This is a genomic window from Pectobacterium sp. CFBP8739 (genome assembly GCF_013449375.1).
GTDB lineage: Bacteria > Pseudomonadota > Gammaproteobacteria > Enterobacterales > Enterobacteriaceae > Pectobacterium.
On record NZ_JACDRR010000010.1, the window covers coordinates 294,459 to 311,791 of the forward strand.

The 17,333-nt window shown below is 54.7% G+C and carries 15 protein-coding genes and 1 pseudogene; 10 read left to right on the plus strand and 6 right to left on the minus strand.

The features are described 5' to 3' along the window. Positions 1 to 3 precede the first annotated feature (3 nt). The 5 genes from kdpD to kdpF form a co-directional block, all read right to left on the minus strand. A complete protein-coding gene (kdpD, locus tag H0247_RS09820) occupies positions 4 to 2,766 on the minus strand; it encodes a two-component system sensor histidine kinase KdpD (protein WP_180742366.1) in 2,763 nt (920 codons plus the stop codon). Between the two features lie 102 nt (positions 2,767 to 2,868). Then, entirely contained in the window at positions 2,869 to 3,444 is a 576-nt protein-coding gene (gene kdpC, locus H0247_RS09825) for a potassium-transporting ATPase subunit KdpC (RefSeq protein WP_180742367.1), read from the minus strand. Positions 3,445 to 3,463: 19 nt separating this feature from the next. Continuing rightward, positions 3,464 to 5,608 (minus strand): potassium-transporting ATPase subunit KdpB, encoded by a 2,145-nt coding sequence (gene kdpB / locus H0247_RS09830; protein WP_180742368.1) that lies wholly within the window; start codon positions 5,606 to 5,608, stop codon positions 3,464 to 3,466. Between the two features lie 15 nt (positions 5,609 to 5,623). Beyond that, positions 5,624 to 7,312 carry a potassium-transporting ATPase subunit KdpA gene (kdpA, locus tag H0247_RS09835; protein ID WP_180742369.1) on the minus strand — a complete coding sequence of 563 codons (1,689 nt, stop codon included), beginning with the start codon at positions 7,310 to 7,312 and terminating at the stop codon, positions 5,624 to 5,626. Then, complete coding sequence (gene kdpF, locus H0247_RS20005; protein WP_180742370.1) at positions 7,312 to 7,401, minus strand: K(+)-transporting ATPase subunit F; 90 nt, start codon at positions 7,399 to 7,401, stop codon at positions 7,312 to 7,314. Before kdpF ends, kdpA begins: the two co-directional genes overlap by 1 nt. A gap of 424 nt (positions 7,402 to 7,825) precedes the next feature. Here kdpF and H0247_RS09845 point away from each other — a divergent pair, with 424 nt between their 5' ends. From H0247_RS09845 to H0247_RS09890, 10 genes and pseudogenes are all read left to right on the plus strand, one after another. Beyond that, positions 7,826 to 8,032, plus strand: coding sequence for a YbfA family protein (locus H0247_RS09845; protein WP_010299142.1), 207 nt, complete (start codon positions 7,826 to 7,828; stop codon positions 8,030 to 8,032). Between the two features lie 290 nt (positions 8,033 to 8,322). Beyond that, the gene (locus H0247_RS09850; protein ID WP_180742371.1) at positions 8,323 to 9,282 is read left to right on the plus strand and encodes a 2-thiouracil desulfurase family protein; all 960 of its coding nucleotides are present in this window, start codon (positions 8,323 to 8,325) and stop codon (positions 9,280 to 9,282) included. 21 nt (positions 9,283 to 9,303) lie between these two features. Next, positions 9,304 to 10,797, plus strand: coding sequence for a deoxyribodipyrimidine photo-lyase (gene phrB / locus H0247_RS09855; RefSeq protein WP_180742372.1), 1,494 nt, complete (start codon positions 9,304 to 9,306; stop codon positions 10,795 to 10,797). Then, a complete protein-coding gene (locus H0247_RS09860; protein ID WP_180742373.1) occupies positions 10,790 to 11,533 on the plus strand; it encodes a type 2 GTP cyclohydrolase I in 744 nt (247 codons plus the stop codon). Before phrB ends, H0247_RS09860 begins: the two co-directional genes overlap by 8 nt. A 156-nt stretch (positions 11,534 to 11,689) precedes the next feature. After that, a complete protein-coding gene (gene pxpB / locus H0247_RS09865; RefSeq protein WP_180742374.1) occupies positions 11,690 to 12,346 on the plus strand; it encodes a 5-oxoprolinase subunit PxpB in 657 nt (218 codons plus the stop codon). Further along, positions 12,340 to 13,284 carry a 5-oxoprolinase subunit PxpC gene (gene pxpC / locus H0247_RS09870; RefSeq protein ID WP_180742375.1) on the plus strand — a complete coding sequence of 315 codons (945 nt, stop codon included), beginning with the start codon at positions 12,340 to 12,342 and terminating at the stop codon, positions 13,282 to 13,284. Before pxpB ends, pxpC begins: the two co-directional genes overlap by 7 nt. Continuing rightward, a complete protein-coding gene (gene pxpA / locus H0247_RS09875; RefSeq protein ID WP_180742376.1) occupies positions 13,274 to 14,011 on the plus strand; it encodes a 5-oxoprolinase subunit PxpA in 738 nt (245 codons plus the stop codon). Before pxpC ends, pxpA begins: the two co-directional genes overlap by 11 nt. A gap of 29 nt (positions 14,012 to 14,040) precedes the next feature. After that, complete coding sequence (gene pcp / locus H0247_RS09880) at positions 14,041 to 14,688, plus strand: pyroglutamyl-peptidase I (protein WP_180742377.1); 648 nt, start codon at positions 14,041 to 14,043, stop codon at positions 14,686 to 14,688. Between the two features lie 77 nt (positions 14,689 to 14,765). Beyond that, positions 14,766 to 15,015, plus strand: a pseudogene (locus tag H0247_RS09885) (endonuclease VIII); the annotation flags it as partial. Between the two features lie 23 nt (positions 15,016 to 15,038). Next, complete coding sequence (locus tag H0247_RS09890; protein ID WP_180742378.1) at positions 15,039 to 15,464, plus strand: VOC family protein; 426 nt, start codon at positions 15,039 to 15,041, stop codon at positions 15,462 to 15,464. Positions 15,465 to 15,519: 55 nt separating this feature from the next. On the opposite strand, the gene H0247_RS09895 is transcribed toward H0247_RS09890, so the two are convergent. Continuing rightward, a complete protein-coding gene (locus tag H0247_RS09895; RefSeq protein WP_180742379.1) occupies positions 15,520 to 16,806 on the minus strand; it encodes a citrate synthase in 1,287 nt (428 codons plus the stop codon). Positions 16,807 to 17,333: the final 527 nt, after the last annotated feature.

Below are 17,333 nucleotides of genomic sequence, written 5' to 3' on the forward strand. Positions count from 1 at the left end.
GATTCAGTGCTCCTCAATATCTTCCGGTTCGAGGTCTGGCGGTGTCGACAACGGAAGCGTGAAATGGAAAGCCGCGCCGCCACCTTTCGCATTCATTGCCCAGATCCGGCCGCCGTGAATTTCTACTATCGCTCGACAGATCGCCAGCCCCAGCCCCACACCGGGAATCGACGACTCTTTGTGCCCACGAGAAAATTTATCAAAAATCACGTTTTCTTGACCAGATTCGATCCCCGGGCCATTGTCCTGCACGATGATTTCCAATGCATTTTCCTGCGTACTAGGCTGTAAGGCTGTGTTCTCTGCAATAAGGCTGGTGGAAATAACGCTCGCTGAAATCGCGATCGTGGCCTGCTCTCCTGCGTACTTGAGCGCATTCTCTAGCAGATTAATGAACACGCGTTCCATCAGCCCCGCATCACAATAAACCAGAACCATCTCATCAGGTAGATTAACCTCGATGGTGTTTTTTGCCAGTGCGTTTTCCAACTGCTGTAAGGCGCTGCCGATCAGTTCCTCTGGCGTTTGCCACTCTTTGCGCAGGTTAAAGCCATCCGACTGAATACGCGCCATGTCGAGCAGATTATTCACCAGCCGCGTGGTGTTTAAAATATGCTGGCGAATCTGGTTGGCCTGCTGGGCATAGGGCGATCCTTCACTGGCCAGATTCAACGTCAGAATCTCGGCCTGACCAAAAAGGACGGTCAGCGGTGTTCGGAGATCGTGCGAAAGCGCGGCAAGCAACGAGTTACGCAACTGTTCGCGCTCGGCATCCAGTCGGGCATTTTCCGTACTTTGCACCAGATGCAAACGCTCCAGCGCATTGGCGATCAGCACGGTAAAGGTTTCCAGCAGCCGCTGCTGTTCGGGGATCATCAATTGGCGGGTGTTAGTGGGTTCGATTGCCAACACGCCGAAGATTTGCTGGGTGGTGGCGAGTGGCAGGATCTGATACGGCACGCCGGGCAGGGTGGTTGTTCCCGTTCCGGCAGGTGCGCGATGATCGAAACTCCAGCGGGCGATAGCATGATCGACAATCAACGGCTGACCGTCTCGTGCAGGCTGTGTGAGTTCAGGCGAGGTATGATGCAGGCTATCGGCGAGCAGAACCGCGATCCTGGCCTGAAATGTCGTACTGAGAAAATGCTGGCTGGCTTCGACAATATCGCCACTGGACAGACTGCGGTTCAGCGCCTTGGACATCTCGTAAAGATGGCGAACGCGCTGTTCGCGATAACGAGCAACTCTGGCCTGATAGCGCACGCCTGCGGTCAGATTACCGACCAGCAGGCCGACGCTGAGCATCACAGCAAAGGTAAGCAGATATTGCGCATCTGAGACGGCAAACGTACCGTGCGGCAGAATGAAGAAGAAATCGAAACTAGCGACGTTGATGACGGCGGCGAACACCGACGGCCAACGGCCAAAGAAGAGCGCAACGATCACCACGGCCAGCAGATAAATCATCACCAAATTAACCGATTCCAGCATGGCAAACGGCGACCATGAAGCAAGCAGGGTGATCAACGCGCACAGAAGCGTGGCGAGTCCGCAGCCAATTAGCTGCATACGCCATTTCTCGACCAACCCGCGTGCATCCGGCGTTTTCATCGGTGCCACTGATACGTCATCCTGCACGGCCACGACAACCAGATCGAGATCTGGCCCCAGTCGGCCGAGCCGTTCGGCAAAGCGCGTGCGCCACCACCAACCGAAGCGCTGCTCCACATGGCGACCAATGACGATCTTGCCGAGGTTGTGCTCACGTGCATAGCGCAGGACGGCAAGCTCTTCGTCGGGCTCGGACAGCGTCACCGTTTCTGCCCCTAAATCCTGCGCTAGCTTGAGGGCACGCAAAATGGCGCGCCGTTGCGGTTCAGGCAAGCGGTGCAGACGCGGGGTTTCAACGTAAACAGCGTGCCAGGCGCTGCCTAACCGCGCTGCCAGACGTGCCGCCGTTCGCACTAGCTTTTCATTACCGGTGCCGTGGCCGATGCATAACAGAATAGCATCGCGCGTATGCCAGACCTGCTCGCGTCCTTTTCCGGCACGCATGGCGCGCATTTGATCGTCAACCCGATCCGCCATACGTCGCAGCGCCAGCTCACGCAGGGCGATCAAATTACCTTTACGGAAAAAATTCTCGACGGCGCGCTCGGCCTGAAGCGGCAGATACACTTTGCCTTCATTCAGGCGCTGCCGCAGATCGTCCGGCGGCAAGTCCACCAGAATGACTTCGCTGGCCTGATCGAATATCGGGTCCGGTACGGTTTCTCGTACCCGAATTCCCGTGACGCCGCCGACTACATCGTTCAGGCTTTCCAGATGCTGAACGTTCACCGTGGTAAAGACGTCGATACCGGCATCGAGCAATTCCTGCACGTCCTGCCAGCGCTTGGGGTGGCGCGAACCACTCACGTTGCTGTGCGCCAGTTCGTCGATCAGAATCAGTGCCGGACAGCGTGCCAGCGCCGCATCCAGATCGAACTCGACAGTATGGCGACCATGGTGGCGCAAATGCTTGAGCGGCAACAGCGGTAAACCCTCCAGCAGCGCAGCGGTTTCGCTGCGGCCGTGGGTTTCGACCACGCCGACAAGGACATCCAATCCTTGAGCGCGTAGCCGCTGGGCTTCCTGCAACATGGCATAGGTTTTCCCGACGCCCGCACAGGCGCCAAAAAAGATCTTCAGCTTGCCGCGCGGTGACGCACCGACCTGAGCCAGCAGGCCATCGGGATCCGGGCGACGATCTTCACCGTCAATCATGTTCTATCCCTTATTAGCGCGGCCTGAACCGTGGTCAGGCCGCAGCAAAGACGACGAGGAGTCTGGCTCCCCGTATAGTCACTAATAATAACGCACTGCCGATTACGGCAGGGGTTTTTCCTTATCCAACGCCAGGTTCAACAGCAGGACATTAACCACTGGCTGCCCAATGAACGCAGGCTTACTGGTTTCGGTAAAGCGATCGATCAACTGCTGTACCCGCTGGAGCGACATTCCTCTGGCCTGCGCGATGTGCAGCGCCTGATAGCGTGCGGCTTCTGGGGATATTTGCGGATCCAGTCCGCTGCCGGATGCCGTTAACAGTTCAGCGGGCACCGGTTGCTGATTGCCAACCAACTGATGCCAATAAGCGGCACGTTCACCGATCAGTTTATCCAGCGCTGGATTGCTGGCGGCCAGATTGCTACCGCCGGACGCCAATGCGTTATAAGGCGCATCTGACGTTGCGGAAGGACGTCCCTGAAAATAGCCTGCATGACTGAATGACTGCCCGATCAGGGATGAACCGACGACGGTATTCTCACGATAAATCAGCGATCCGTTTGCCTGTGTCGGGAGCAGCCACTGTGCCAACACCGTTGTCAATAGCGGGTAGGCCAGACCGGTAACCAGCAACAATAATAAGAATAAAAACAAAGAGGAACGTAAATAGCGCATAGCGTATACCCGTCAGTCCTTAAGCCAGATTCAGCCCAGTCAGCAACATATCAATCAGCTTGATACCGAGGAACGGCACCAGCAGCCCGCCAAGACCATAAATCCACAGATTGCGGCTTAACTGCGCCGCGGCGCTCATGGGGCGATAGCGAATCCCTTTGAGCGCCAGTGGGATCAGAAACACAATAATCAGCGCATTGAAGATCACCGCCGACAACATGGCCGAGGTGGGGGAGTGCAACTGCATCACGTTGAGCACATTGAGCTGCGGATAGGTGGCAGCAAAAGCCGCTGGGATAATGGCGAAATACTTCGCTACGTCGTTGGCGATACTGAACGTCGTCAGCGAACCGCGTGTCATCAGCATCTGCTTACCGATGTGCACGACTTCGATCAGCTTGGTTGGATTGGAGTCCAAATCAACCATGTTGCCTGCTTCCTTTGCTGCCTGCGTGCCGGAGTTCATAGCAACCGCCACATCGGCCTGCGCCAGCGCGGGAGCATCGTTCGTGCCGTCGCCGGTCATTGCCACCAGTCGCCCCTCGGTCTGATATTGGCGAATCAGCGCTAGCTTGGTTTCCGGTGTGGCCTCCGCCAGAAAATCATCGACGCCAGCTTCTGCGGCAATCGCCGCTGCCGTGAGCGGGTTGTCGCCGGTGATCATTACGGTTTTGATCCCCATACTGCGCAACTCGGCAAAGCGTTCTTTGATACCGCTTTTCACGATATCTTTCAGCTCCACCACGCCAAGCACGCGCTTGCCTTCTGCAACGACCAGCGGCGTCCCTCCGCTGCGTGCGACGTTGGAGACCGCTTCTTCAACCTGATGCGGAAAATCACCGTTGTTCGCTTCAATGTAGCGGCGCAGGGCATCGACGGCACCTTTACGGATGGTGCGCTGACCAACATTGACGCCGCTCATACGTGTCTGGGCCGTAAAGGGGACAAAAGTCGCATCCAGCGAGCTGAGATCCTGATCTGTCAGATTAAAGCGCTGTTTCGCCAGCACCACGATGCTGCGGCCTTCAGGCGTTTCATCGGCTAAGGAGGCAAGACGCGCGGCGTCAGCCAGCGCCTGTTCGGTCACACCTGGTGCGGGCAGGAAAGCCGAAGCCTGACGGTTGCCCAGCGTAATGGTGCCGGTTTTATCCAGCAGCAAGACGTCAATATCGCCCGCCGCTTCGACGGCACGCCCGCTGGTGGCAATTACATTAGCGCCCAGCATCCGGCTCATTCCAGCCACGCCGATAGCCGATAGCAGGCCGCCGATGGTGGTGGGGATCAGGCAGACGAGCAGGGCGACCAGTACGGTTACGCCGACGACATCGCCGTTGTGATTCGCCTGTACGCCGAACCAGGAGTACGGGTAGAGCGTGGCCGTGACCAGCAAGAAAATCAGTGTCAGCTCAATCAGCAGAATGGTCAGCGCGATCTCGTTCGGCGTTTTCCGGCGCTGCGCCCCTTCTACCATGGCAATCATCCGATCGAGGAAGGTTTCGCCGGGATTGACGCTACACTGAATCACCAGCCAGTCGGACAGCACGCGCGTACCGCCGGTGACGGAGGCGAAATCGCCGCCGGACTCACGGATTACTGGTGCGGACTCCCCGGTGATGGCGCTTTCATCGACGGATGCGCCGCCTTCCAGCACCTCGCCGTCGCACGGAATGGTCTCGCCCGCGCTCACCAGCACAATATCGCCTTTACGCAGGCTATCAGCCGGAACGGATTCCGAACTGGCATCGTGATGCGGCGCAGAAAGTTTGTTAGCCCAACTGGTTTTTTTGACGCCTTTCAGCGCGTTTGCCTGCGCTTTGCTACGACCTTCCGCCAGCGCTTCGGCCATATTGGCGAACAGGACGGTAAACCACAGCCAGAGTGAGACCAGCCCAGTAAACATGGTGTTCCCTTCTGTTTTACCGGCCAGAATAGCCAGCCAGACGAGGGTGGTCAGCATACTGCCGAGATACACCACAAACATGACTGGGTTGCGCCACTGCACGCGCGGATCGAGTTTCTTCAGCACATCTTTCAGCGCCGAGCGGATTAACGCTCTGTCAAACAGCGTTTGCGGTTTACGTTTGCCAACGTGGCGGGAAGCCTCGTTCTGCTGGGCAGAGGTCGGTTCCTGTGTTTCCTGATGATTCATCGTGTGACGAGTCATAAAAAGTCTCCAGCCTTAGTGAGTCAGGCCGAACGGTAAATGTTCAGCGACTGGCCCTAACGCCAGTGCAGGGATAAACGTCAGTGCGCCAATCAGCAGAACAATGGCGATGAGCATGCCGATAAACAGTGGACTGCGAGTGGACAGTGAGCCTTTGCTTTCTGGCTGGCACTTTTTCACGACCAGCGAACCGGCGATAGCCAGTACGGGTACCATGACGGCAACGCGGCCCAGTAGCATGGTGACAGCGAGCAGAACGTTATAGAACGGCGTGTTGACGCTCAGGCCAGCAAACGCGCTGCCGTTGTTGTTCGCGGCGGAGGAGAAGGCATAGAGCACTTCGCTAAAACCGTGTGCGCCGGGGTTCAGAATGCCACTACGTCCTGCTTCCGTACTCAGTGCCAGCGCCGTGCCGAGCAGCACTAATGCAGGAGGAATCAGAATCGCCAGTGCCGTCATCTTCATTTCATAGACTTCGATCTTTTTGCCCAGGTATTCCGGCGAGCGACCAATCATCAGGCCGGCAATAAAGACGGTCAGAAGCACGAACAGCAGCATGCCGTACAGGCCAGATCCGACACCGCCGAACACCACTTCACCTATCTGCATCAACCACATGGGAACCATGCCGCCAAGTGCGGTGAAAGAGTCGTGCATCGCATTCACCGAACCCGTCGAAGTCGCGGTGGTGACCACCGCATACAGGCTGGACGTCAACACGCCAAAACGCGTCTCTTTACCTTCTAGGTTTGCGGCGCTGTCCGCGCCTAATGCCAGCAGATGCGGGTTACCGGTGACTTCCATTTTCATCACCACGGCTGCGGCGACGATAAAGATCAGCGCCATGGCCCACAGCAGTGCATGGCCCTGACGCTTGTCACTGACGGATTTACCAAAGGCGAAGCACATCGCAGTAGGAATCAACAAGATCGCCAGCATTTGCACGATGTTGCTCAGCGCGGTCGGGTTTTCAAACGGATGCGAGGCGTTGGCGCCAAAGAAACCGCCGCCGTTGGTGCCGAGCAGTTTAATGGCTTCCTGTGAAGCAACAGGCCCCATCGGCAGCGTTTGGGCTGCGCCATCCAGCGTGGTCACATGCTGATAAGGCAGCAGGTTCTGCAACACGCCCTGACTGACAAAAAACAGCGCCAGCAGCAGGGACAGCGGCAGCAGCACATACAGCGTGATACGAAACAGATCGAGCCACGCGTTGCCCAGCGTGTCGACACCGCGACGGGAGAAGGCGCGGATTAACGCGAAAGCGACGGCAATGCCGCTGGCGGCGGACAGGAAGTTTTGTACCGTCAGGCCAGCCATCTGGCTCAGGTAGCTCAGCGTGTTTTCACCGCTGTAAGCCTGCCAGTTGGTGTTAGTAACAAAACTGATTGCCGTGTTCAACGCCAAATGCCACGACAGCCCCGGCATATTTTCTGGGTTAAGCGGCAGCGCCCCCTGCGCCATTAACAGGATAAACAAGACGACAATGCCGATCAGGTTAAGCGTCAGAATCGCCGCCGCATATTGTTGCCAGCGCATCTCCGACGTATCGAAAGCGAGAAGGCGCGCGGTTCTCGCCTCAAACTGTTGCAGGAGCGCACCCGTTTCGCCCTCAATCAGACGGGTTAGTCCGCTGCCCAGTGGCTGAGCGACGATCAACACGGTGAGCAGCAGACCCAAGATCAGTAGAAAAGCGTCAGCGGCCATCAAAATTCCTCCGCCTTCAACAAGGCATAAATCAGATAGACCAGTAACAGCAGCACGAGCAGGCCGCCTAAGACGATGCTAAGCGTCACAACACACCTCCAGAACAGAATAGACAGCGTCAGGGTAGGAAAACGCAGGAAAAGAAGGTGCAAATTTCCCGTCTACGGGCGTAAAAAAAGTATAAAAATGGGCTGAAAAGTAGACTGTAGGAGAGAGTAATGGCGCTGCGGTGCCAACAGCATCGTCTGCGGCGAACTGGTGGTGTTAAGAGGAGGGGATAAATTGATCCAATCTAAAAACCATAAATTAACTAATGGTAGGTTTGTTTTTAACGTTGTTGTAACTTAATGACGTAGTGACGAAAAAAGTTGGCGATTATTTCATCCTTTACTGGTCAGATGAGTAGTAAACTTTCAGAAAAGGCGATAAAATTTTAACCAATATCACAGTTCTTATTTTATCGTTATGAAGAGCGTTGCTGAATCAGGGCGCTTACCCCAGAGGAGGATCGTTATGTCGCTTTATACTACTTATCCCTTGCACCGTATTCTCCTGCGTCGCGCCGCCGTGGTTGCCATCGGCGTGCTGGCGTTACCGGTGATGCTGTTTCGCCGTGATCGGGCGCGTTTTTACAGCTATTTACACCGTGTCTGGCTGAAAACCAGCGATAAACCAGTATGGATGGCGCAGTCCGAAGCGGCTGCTTGCGATTTTTATTAAGGCCTGCGTATAAGGTCTCTCGTGTTTATCTGCTGTATCCTTTAAACGGGAATGGCAGATAAACACGAAACATGAACCGACGAAGGATCGGTTTAAATATGTTTTGACGAGATTTACTCATTTTCCTTCCTGCCTGTTCTGCCGTTATTTCTCCCCAATCTCATGATTTATTACTTTATTTTTCGCTGTGACTGCATAGAGTCGTGGAGAAATCCGCTATGCTGATCAGAGGGTTTGCAGAATGCCAAATGCGTATGCCGCTTGAAATATGACGGGTATAAGGATAAATCATGACGCTCGAACTCATCCCTGTTGGTATCAGCGCCTGTCTGCTCGGTAATCCCGTGCGGTTTGATGGCGGGCACAAACGTCTGACGTTTGCTGTTGAACAACTGACGCCTTATTTTCGCTTTGAACCGGTCTGCCCGGAAATGGCGATTGGTTTACCCGTGCCGCGTCCGGCGCTCAGACTGGTGCGAGAAGGGGAAAGTCACATTACGCTGCGTGCCAGCAATGGCTCGCCGCTGGATGTCACCCAGCAGATGACGGGGTTTTCCTCTGACAAAGTCAGCCAGCTTCAGCACTTATGCGGTTATATTGTCTGCGCAAAATCGCCAAGCTGCGGTATGGAGCGCGTGAAGGTTTACGATGAAGGGCAAAAGAATGCGCGTAAAAGTGGTATCGGCCTGTTTACGCAGGAGCTGATGCGGCAAATGCCTTGGCTACCGGTTGAGGAAGATGGACGCTTGCACGATCCTGGCTTGCGGGAAAATTTCATTGAGCGCGTTTATGCGTTACACGAACTGAATCAGCTATGGCAAAACGGCCTGAGCCGCGGCGCGCTCATTGCCTTTCATAGCCGCTATAAATTACTGCTGCTGGCGCATTCCCAGCCGGAATACCGCGAGCTGGGGCCGTTTGTTGCGGGAATTGATAAATGGGAATCACTGGAAGATTACATTATTGAATACCGGAAACGGCTCATGAAGCTGCTATCGACGCCTGCAACGCGGCGCAATCACACTAATGTGCTGATGCACGTGCAGGGCTATTTCCGGCGTCAGCTTAATTCTCAGCAGCGGCAAGAACTGGCGCAGCTCATCGATCGCTATCGGCAAGGTTTGCAGCCGCTATTGGCACCTATCACGCTGCTGAAACATTACATGGCGGAATACCCTGATGCGTACCTGGCTCAGCAGCGTTACTTTGAGCCGTACCCAGAGGCATTGCGCCTGCGTTACGGACACTAGTTTGACTGCCCGAGGAGTTTCATGACCACGCATGTCGTTACCCATCATGCCGTTACCCATGTCGTCTGGCTGCGCAACGACCTGCGCATTACCGATAATCTGGCGCTGTACGCGGCCTGTCAGGATCCGAATGCCAGTGTGTTGGCGGTTTTTATCGCGACGCCTGTGCAGTGGGAAAAGCACGATATGGCACCGCGTCAGGCGGCCTTTCTGCTGGAAAATCTGACGTCGGTGCAGCATGCGCTGGCCGAGAAAGGGATCCCGCTGCATTACCATGAATGTGCCGACTTTGCGGCATCGGTTGACTGGCTGGTGCAATTTTGTTCGCAGCAGCAGGCCACCGACCTTTTCTACAATCATCAGTATGAAATTAACGAACGGTTGCGTGATAAGCAGGTAAAAGATCGGCTAGCAGATAGTGTGGTTTGTCACGGCTATCATGACAGCCTGTTGCTGCCACCGGGCAGCGTGCTGACGGGCAACGGCGAGATGTATAAAGTATTTACGCCATTTCGTCAGGCCTTTATCAAGCGGCTGTTGGAGGCGGAGACGACCTGTGTACCGGCACCGGACGCGCGCGGTGAACCGCTCAATAATACGACGGCACTGGCGCCGTTCAGCTATCCGCAGTGCGACGTGGATAGCGACGATTTCCCCTGCGGCGAACGCGCGGCGTTGCAGCAACTGCGCCGTTTTTGCCGCGAGCAGGTGCAGGATTATGACCAGCGGCGGGATTTCCCTGCGCTGCCTGGCACCAGCAAACTTTCTCCGTATCTGGCACTGGGGATACTCTCGCCGCGCCAATGTGTTAATCGTCTGCGCGCCGAGTGCCCAGATATGCTGGAACGACGTGAAGGCGGGGCGTTTACCTGGTTTAACGAACTGGTCTGGCGTGAATTTTACCGTCACCTGATCGTGTTCTGGCCGCAACTGTGTAAACACCGTCCGTTTACCGCATGGACGCAGTGGGTAAAATGGCGAGAATCGCCGGAGGATTTCGCCGCCTGGCAGCAGGGGAAAACCGGTTATCCGATTGTGGATGCGGCGATGCGCCAACTGAACGCAACGGGGTGGATGCACAATCGCTTGCGTATGATTTGCGCCAGTTTTCTCGTCAAAGATTTGCTGATCGATTGGCGTGAAGGCGAACGCTACTTTATGTCGCAGTTGCTGGATGGCGATCTGGCGGCCAATAACGGCGGCTGGCAGTGGGCGGCATCGACTGGCACCGATGCGGCACCTTATTTTCGTATTTTTAACCCGACAACACAGGGCGAGCGCTTTGATCCTGAAGGTCGGTTTATTCGTCACTGGCTGCCTGAGCTGGCCGCTGTGCCGGATAAAGATATTCATCAGCCCCATCGCTGGGCTGACAAACAACATCATCAACTGAACTATCCGCTGCCCATTGTCGATCATAAAACCGCGCGTCAGAGCACGCTGGCGGCGTTTGAAGCGGCAAAAAACATCGGTATGGCGGATAACGATCGAGAAGAGAAAAGTCAGTATGCGTAATGTGGAACTGGAAAGCATTATTAACGAGAAACTGAACACGGCGACGTTTCAGGACTATGCGCCGAACGGTTTGCAGGTTGAAGGGCGTGCAGAAGTAAAACGGATTGTGACAGGCGTAACGGCTTCACAGGCGCTGCTGGATGCGGCGGTAGAAAAGCAAGCTGATGCTATTTTGGTGCACCACGGCTACTTCTGGAAAAACGAACCGCAGATTGTCTGTGGTATGAAGCGCAACCGTCTGAAAACGCTGTTGCTCAATGATATCAATCTGTACGGCTATCACCTGCCGCTGGATGCACACCCTGAACTGGGGAATAACGCCCAACTGGCGGCACTGCTGGAGATTCAGGTGCAGGGAGCGATTGAGCCGCTGGTACCGTATGGCGCGCTAGCGCAACCCATGACGGCGGATGCCTTTTGCCGTCGTGTAGAAAAACGTCTGGGGCGTACCGTGCTGCATTGTGGGGATAATGCACCGCAACAGATACAGCGCGTGGCTTGGTGTACCGGCGGTGGGCAGGGTTTTATTGAACAGGCGGCCCGATTTGGTGTTGATGCTTTTATTACCGGAGAAGTGTCTGAGCAAACCATCCACATCGCGCGCGAGATGGGGTTACACTTTTTCGCTGCTGGGCACCATGCGACCGAGCGCGGCGGCATTCGGGCGTTGGGCGAATGGCTGGCGGTACAACACGGTTTTGATGTGACATTTATTGATATTCCTAACCCTGCATGATGGGTTGAAAGTCTCTGTATCGCACAGGAATGATGCCGTATTTGTTATGTTGGCATCGTTGTTGCTTAGCTGTTGGGAAAGAAATTTATCGGTAAGACGCGCTAATCATTTGGCCATGTTCGCCATCACGGATAAAACGCGATTCAGGAGGAAAGATTGCAACGAGCACGATGTTATCTTCTGGGCGAGAGAGCGGTCGTTCTGGAACTGGAACCACCCATGTCGCTGGAGAGCCAGCAGCGGATATGGGGGCTTGCCGAGCGCCTGAACCACCATGAAGACGTGCTGGAAGCGATTCCGGGCATGAACAACCTGACCGTGTTACTGGCGAATCCGCAGCAGGTGGCGCTGAATGCGATTGAACGCTTGCAGCGCTGGTGGGAAGAGAGTGAGTCTCTGGCTTTTGAGCCACGTGATATCGACATTCCTGTTATCTATGGCGGAGACGCTGGGCCGGATCTGGCTGAAGTGGCCGCTCACAGTGGTCTCAGCGAGCGTCAGTCTGTGGAAGCGCATGCGTCTGCGCAGTATGTCGTCTACTTTTTGGGCTTTCAGCCCGGTTTTGCCTACCTCGGTGGGTTAAATGAGAAATTGCATATGCCGCGTCGCGCCGAACCACGCCTGCGCGTGCCAGCCGGGTCGGTTGGGATTGGGGGGGCGCAGACAGGGATTTATCCGCTGGCGACACCGGGCGGCTGGCAACTGATTGGTTGCACTTCGCTGAAATTGTTTAATCCACAAACGATGCCGCCCACGCTGCTGCGCCCTGGCGATAACGTTCGGTTTCTGCCACAGAAGGAGGGCGTATGCTGAAAGTTATCCATGCCGGATTGCATACGTCGGTGCAGGACGGTGGCCGTGTCGGCTTTCGCCGTTTGGGCATCAGCCAGTCAGGCGCACTCGATCTGCCCGCTCTGACGATGGCTAACCTGCTGGTGGGCAACGCAGAGAATGCGGCCGCGCTGGAAATTACGCTGGGCAAGTTTACCGCAACATTCACTACCGCCTGCTGGATGGCGCTGACCGGTGCAGACTGTCATGCTGATCTGGATGGTAAACCGCTCTGGACAGGCTGGCGTTTCGCCGTGAAGCCGGGGCAAACGTTAAAAATGCGTATGCCGCGTAACGGAATGCGCAGCTATCTGGCCTTGTCCGGCGGGGTGGATGTGCCGGAAGCGCTCGGGTCGCGTAGTACCGATTTGAAAGCGGGTTTTGGGGGCTTTGCCGGGCGTTTGCTGAGGGATGGCGATGAACTTCCGCTGGGTACGCCGACTCGTGAACTGACACGGGAAGTCGGCATTAAACAGCTGTTGTTCAGCAACCGCGTGCGGGCATTGCCGGGGCCGGAGTATCAGGAGTTCAGTGAAGAAATGCGGGAGCTGTTCTGGCGCACCTCCTGGCAGTTGAGTCCGCAAAGTAACCGTATGGGCTACCGTTTGCTGGGCGCTGAGCTACAGCGCTCCGCCTTGTCAGGCAACAAACCGCGCGAACTGCCGTCACATGGGCTGCTGCCGGGCGTCGTGCAGGTTCCGCATAATGGTCACCCTATCGTACTGCTGGCGGATGCGCAGACAACCGGCGGTTATCCACGTATTGCGACGGTGATCGAGGCGGATTTATTCCATCTGGCGCAAATCCGACTCGGTGAACCGATACATTTTATTCACTGCACGCAGGCTCAGGCGCAAAAAGCGGGCGAAGAACAGCGACGTTACCTCGAACAACTGGCGTGGAGGCTGCATGATTATTGATCTGAATGCCGATCTGGGCGAGGGAGGAGAGAACGACGAAGCGCTGCTGAAGTTGGTGACCTCTGCCAATATTGCTTGCGGGTTCCATGCTGGCGACGCACAAACTATGCGTCAGTCAGTGCGTTGGGGAATCGGCTATGGGGTTGCGCTTGGTGCTCACCCGAGCTTTCCCGATCGTGAAAATTTTGGCCGTAAGGCAATGAATGTGCCTGCGGAAATTGTCTTTGCACAGATGGTGTATCAGCTCGGTGCGCTCAGCGCGATTGTCGCTGCCGAAGGGGGCACGCTGTCGCACGTAAAGCCCCACGGTATGCTTTACAATCAAGCTGCATGTGAACCCGCGCTGGCCGATGCGATAGCCAAGGCGGTGAAGGTCGTCAATCCCGCGTTGCGTCTGGTCGGGCTGGCGGGCAGTGAGCTAATCCGAGCCGGGCAACGGTTGGGGCTGGAAACGCGTCAGGAAGTGTTTGCCGATCGCTGTTATCTGCCTGACGGATCGCTGGTGCCGCGCACTCAGGCGGGGGCATTGATTAACAGCGATGAACTGGCGCTGGCGCAAACGCTGGAGATGATTCAACGTCAGCGGGTCAGAGCGATTGACGGTTCCTGGGTGAACGTGCAGGCGGATACCGTGTGTATTCACGGCGATGGACAACACGCGCTGTTGTTTGCCCGCAAGCTGCGTAACTGTTTTAGCCAGCATCAGATCGCTGTTGCTGCGGCATAATTATTACTTTTTATATGACGGGGAAACCGATGAAAACCGTTTTGATCACGGCGTTTGAGCCTTTTGAGGACGAAGCGATTAATCCCTCTTGGGAAGCGGTAAACGTTCTTCATCAGCGGGAAGTTGGCGGTGCACGCGTAGTGGCCTGTCGTTTATCTTGCGTTTTCGACCTGTCGCTGGAACAGCTTTACCGCGCGATAGCTGAATGGCAGCCGGAAGTAGTGATTGCGGTGGGGCAGGCGGGCGGGCGTGCTGATATTTCTGTCGAACGTGTGGCGATTAATATTAATGATGCCCGAATCGCGGATAACCGAGGCAACCAGCCGATTGATACGCCCGTTGTTGAAAAGGGGCCAGCGGCGTATTTCTCGACATTGCCGGTGAAAGCGCTGGTGCAGGCGTTACGTGTGGCGGGGATTCCTGCCTCGGTATCGCAAACCGCAGGGACGTTTGTCTGCAACCATGTGATGTACGGGCTTTTACATCATCTGCACCAACAGGGGGATGTGGTGCGTGGCGGGTTCGTTCACATTCCCTATTCGCCGGAACAGGCTGCGCGACATCCCGGTGAGCCGAGCATGCCCACGCCGCTAGTCACGGCGGCGCTGGAGGTGATGATCAAGCAGTCGCTGGTGCAGCAGGTGGATGTCGCGGTGACTGGCGGTGCTCTGCACTAGTGTGGTTAATCGCGCAATACGTATGATTTTCAGGGAGTAAGCTATGCCGGAAGGACCGGAAATTCGTCGGACGGCTGATAAGCTGGTTGAGGCCGGAGGCACTCACCGCGCATCCTTTCCTGCAACGTATTGGCCCTGATGTCTTGGGATCTCTCACTGACGTCGGAATAGGTCTATGAGCGCTTGCTACTCCCCCGTTTTCGTCGTCGCCAGTTTAGTAGGCTGTTGTTGGATCAGGCATTTCTTGCGAGGCTGGGGAATTACCTGCGCGTCGAGGTTCTCTGGCAGGCACAGCTGGCGCCGCAACATATTGGTGGCCAGGTTGCCTGAGGTAATAATGTGAGTGATTTATGCGCAAGATGAATACGTTAATTCCAGAAATGATTGTCTCTGACTTAAAAAAGAGTCTGGCGTTTTATTGCCATATTTTGGGATTTCAGATTGAGTACGACAGGCCTGAAGATAAGTTCGCGTTCCTTTCTTATCATGGGAGCCAATTGATGCTGGAACAGGATTATTTAACCGAATCGCCCTGGCGTGTGGAGCCTTTAGAACCGCCGTTTGGCCGTGGTATAAATTTATCGATTGAGTGCCCAGATGCTCAGGCGCTGGCTGCGGCGATTGAACGTGCGGGCTATACGCTACGTAGGCCGGTGGAAACGTGCTGGTACCGCGATCATGAGGTGTACCACGGGGAAAGTAATTTTCTGGTACAGGATCCAGATGGCTATTTATTGCGATTCACGCAAAGTTTAGGTTGTAAGTCATCCTTTTAGTGCTGTTGTAAAAAAGGCCGGAAAGTCCGGCCTTTTTATCTAGATACTAAATAAATTAATCTTGTTTCAGATTGGATTTGAAATCACGTTTGTCGTAACCGGTGTACAACTGGCGTGGACGGGCAATTTTGATGCCGTCATCGTGCATTTCGTTCCAGTGTGCAATCCAGCCCACGGTACGCGCCATCGCGAAGATAACGGTGAACATGGAAGACGGAATACCCATCGCTTTCAGGATGATACCGGAGTAGAAGTCAACGTTCGGGTACAGCTTCTTCTCAATGAAGTACGGGTCGTTCAGCGCGATATTTTCCAGTTCCATCGCCACTTCTAGCAGGTCGTCTTTTCTGCCCAGCTCTTTCAGCACTTCATGGCAGGTTTCACGCATGACGGTGGCGCGCGGATCGTGGTTTTTGTACACACGGTGACCGAAGCCCATCAGGCGGAAGGAGTCGTTCTTGTCTTTAGCACGCTCGATAAACGCAGGGATGTGCTCTACGCTGCTGATTTCTTCCAGCATACGCAGACAGGCTTCGTTCGCGCCGCCGTGCGCCGGTCCCCACAGCGAGGCGATCCCCGCGGCGATACAGGCAAACGGGTTCGCACCAGACGAGCCAGCAGTACGCACGGTAGACGTCGAGGCGTTTTGTTCGTGATCGGCATGCAGGATCAGAATACGATCCATCGCGCGTTCCAGCACCGGATTCACAACATATTCTTCGCAAGGTGTAGAGAACATCATGTGCAGGAAGTTACCCGCATAGGACAGGTTGTTTTTCGGATAAACAAACGGCTGACCCAGTGAATATTTGTAGCACATTGCTGCAACGGTTGGCATTTTAGACAACAGACGATAAGCCGCGATCTCGCGGTGGCGTTCGTTACTGATATCCAACGAGTCGTGGTAGAACGCCGCCAGTGCACCAGTCACACCGCACAATACGGCCATTGGGTGTGAATCACGGCGGAAACCGTGGAACAGACGGGTAATCTGCTCATGGATCATGGTGTGACGCGTCACGGTTGTCTTGAAGGTTTCATACTGTTCTACCGTCGGGACTTCACCGAACAGCAGGATATAACACACTTCAAGATAATTAGATTTTTCAGCCAGTTGAGCAATCGGGAAGCCACGGTGCAGCAGAATGCCTTCGTCACCGTCGATATAGGTAATCTTTGATTCGCAAGATGCGGTAGAGGTAAAACCGGGGTCAAATGTGAAGTAACCTTTAGAACCGAGGGGACGAATATCAATCTCATCATGTCCTAGAGTACCGGATAGGACATTTAGCTCAATTGGTTCTTTACCTTCTAGAGTAAGTGTTGCTTTTTTATCAGCCATTTACAGTCTCCTTAGCGCTTTAATTTTAAAAATTTTCACTGAAGAAATACCGTCATGCCTGTGCACCGGCAAAGAAAATGGCCGATGAAACTCTGTCGTGACACCGTCGTCAAATAGGATACAGAGTAAGGCGGATTGCCGCATTCAGGATGAAAAATTCGTTCTCCAGGTAATTAACAATATTCAGATAATGAGTTGCGCTCTGAATAGATTCTAGCCATTACCTATGACTTTTACGTGGACTCTTTCCCCACTGTTACACAAGTTACGCCAGTGTGGAAGTGTCGCCGTGTGCTTTAACACATCACAAGGAACTCAATCCCCTAGTTGTAATTGAAATGTTGAACTTTTGTCAAATCAGATAATTAATTTTATATAAATTGTGAAATTCGTGATCTAAATCACTGTTCAAGGCAAATGTCGCCAAACAGTTTGTATGGGAATTGTAATGGGAATGTGAAGCACCTATACTGCCGCCAGGTCTCCGGAATCACCCTGCAGTAGGAGCACCCAGTATGAAAGGATCA

What these genes read in the sequence shown, in the direction of transcription:
- kdpD (WP_180742366.1), bottom strand. Translation starts at nt 2,766, where the DNA reads ATGATTGACGGTGAAGATCGTCGCCCGGATCCCGATGGCCTGCTGGCT.
- kdpC (WP_180742367.1), bottom strand. Translation starts at nt 3,444, where the DNA reads ATGCGCTATTTACGTTCCTCTTTGTTTTTATTCTTATTATTGTTGCTG.
- kdpB (WP_180742368.1), bottom strand. Translation starts at nt 5,608, where the DNA reads ATGACTCGTCACACGATGAATCATCAGGAAACACAGGAACCGACCTCT.
- kdpA (WP_180742369.1), bottom strand. Translation starts at nt 7,312, where the DNA reads ATGGCCGCTGACGCTTTTCTACTGATCTTGGGTCTGCTGCTCACCGTG.
- H0247_RS09845 (WP_010299142.1), top strand. Translation starts at nt 7,826, where the DNA reads ATGTCGCTTTATACTACTTATCCCTTGCACCGTATTCTCCTGCGTCGC.
- H0247_RS09850 (WP_180742371.1), top strand. Translation starts at nt 8,323, where the DNA reads ATGACGCTCGAACTCATCCCTGTTGGTATCAGCGCCTGTCTGCTCGGT.
- phrB (WP_180742372.1), top strand. Translation starts at nt 9,304, where the DNA reads ATGACCACGCATGTCGTTACCCATCATGCCGTTACCCATGTCGTCTGG.
- H0247_RS09860 (WP_180742373.1), top strand. Translation starts at nt 10,790, where the DNA reads ATGCGTAATGTGGAACTGGAAAGCATTATTAACGAGAAACTGAACACG.
- pxpC (WP_180742375.1), top strand. Translation starts at nt 12,340, where the DNA reads ATGCTGAAAGTTATCCATGCCGGATTGCATACGTCGGTGCAGGACGGT.
- pxpA (WP_180742376.1), top strand. Translation starts at nt 13,274, where the DNA reads ATGATTATTGATCTGAATGCCGATCTGGGCGAGGGAGGAGAGAACGAC.
- pcp (WP_180742377.1), top strand. Translation starts at nt 14,041, where the DNA reads ATGAAAACCGTTTTGATCACGGCGTTTGAGCCTTTTGAGGACGAAGCG.
- H0247_RS09890 (WP_180742378.1), top strand. Translation starts at nt 15,039, where the DNA reads ATGCGCAAGATGAATACGTTAATTCCAGAAATGATTGTCTCTGACTTA.
- H0247_RS09895 (WP_180742379.1), bottom strand. Translation starts at nt 16,806, where the DNA reads ATGGCTGATAAAAAAGCAACACTTACTCTAGAAGGTAAAGAACCAATT.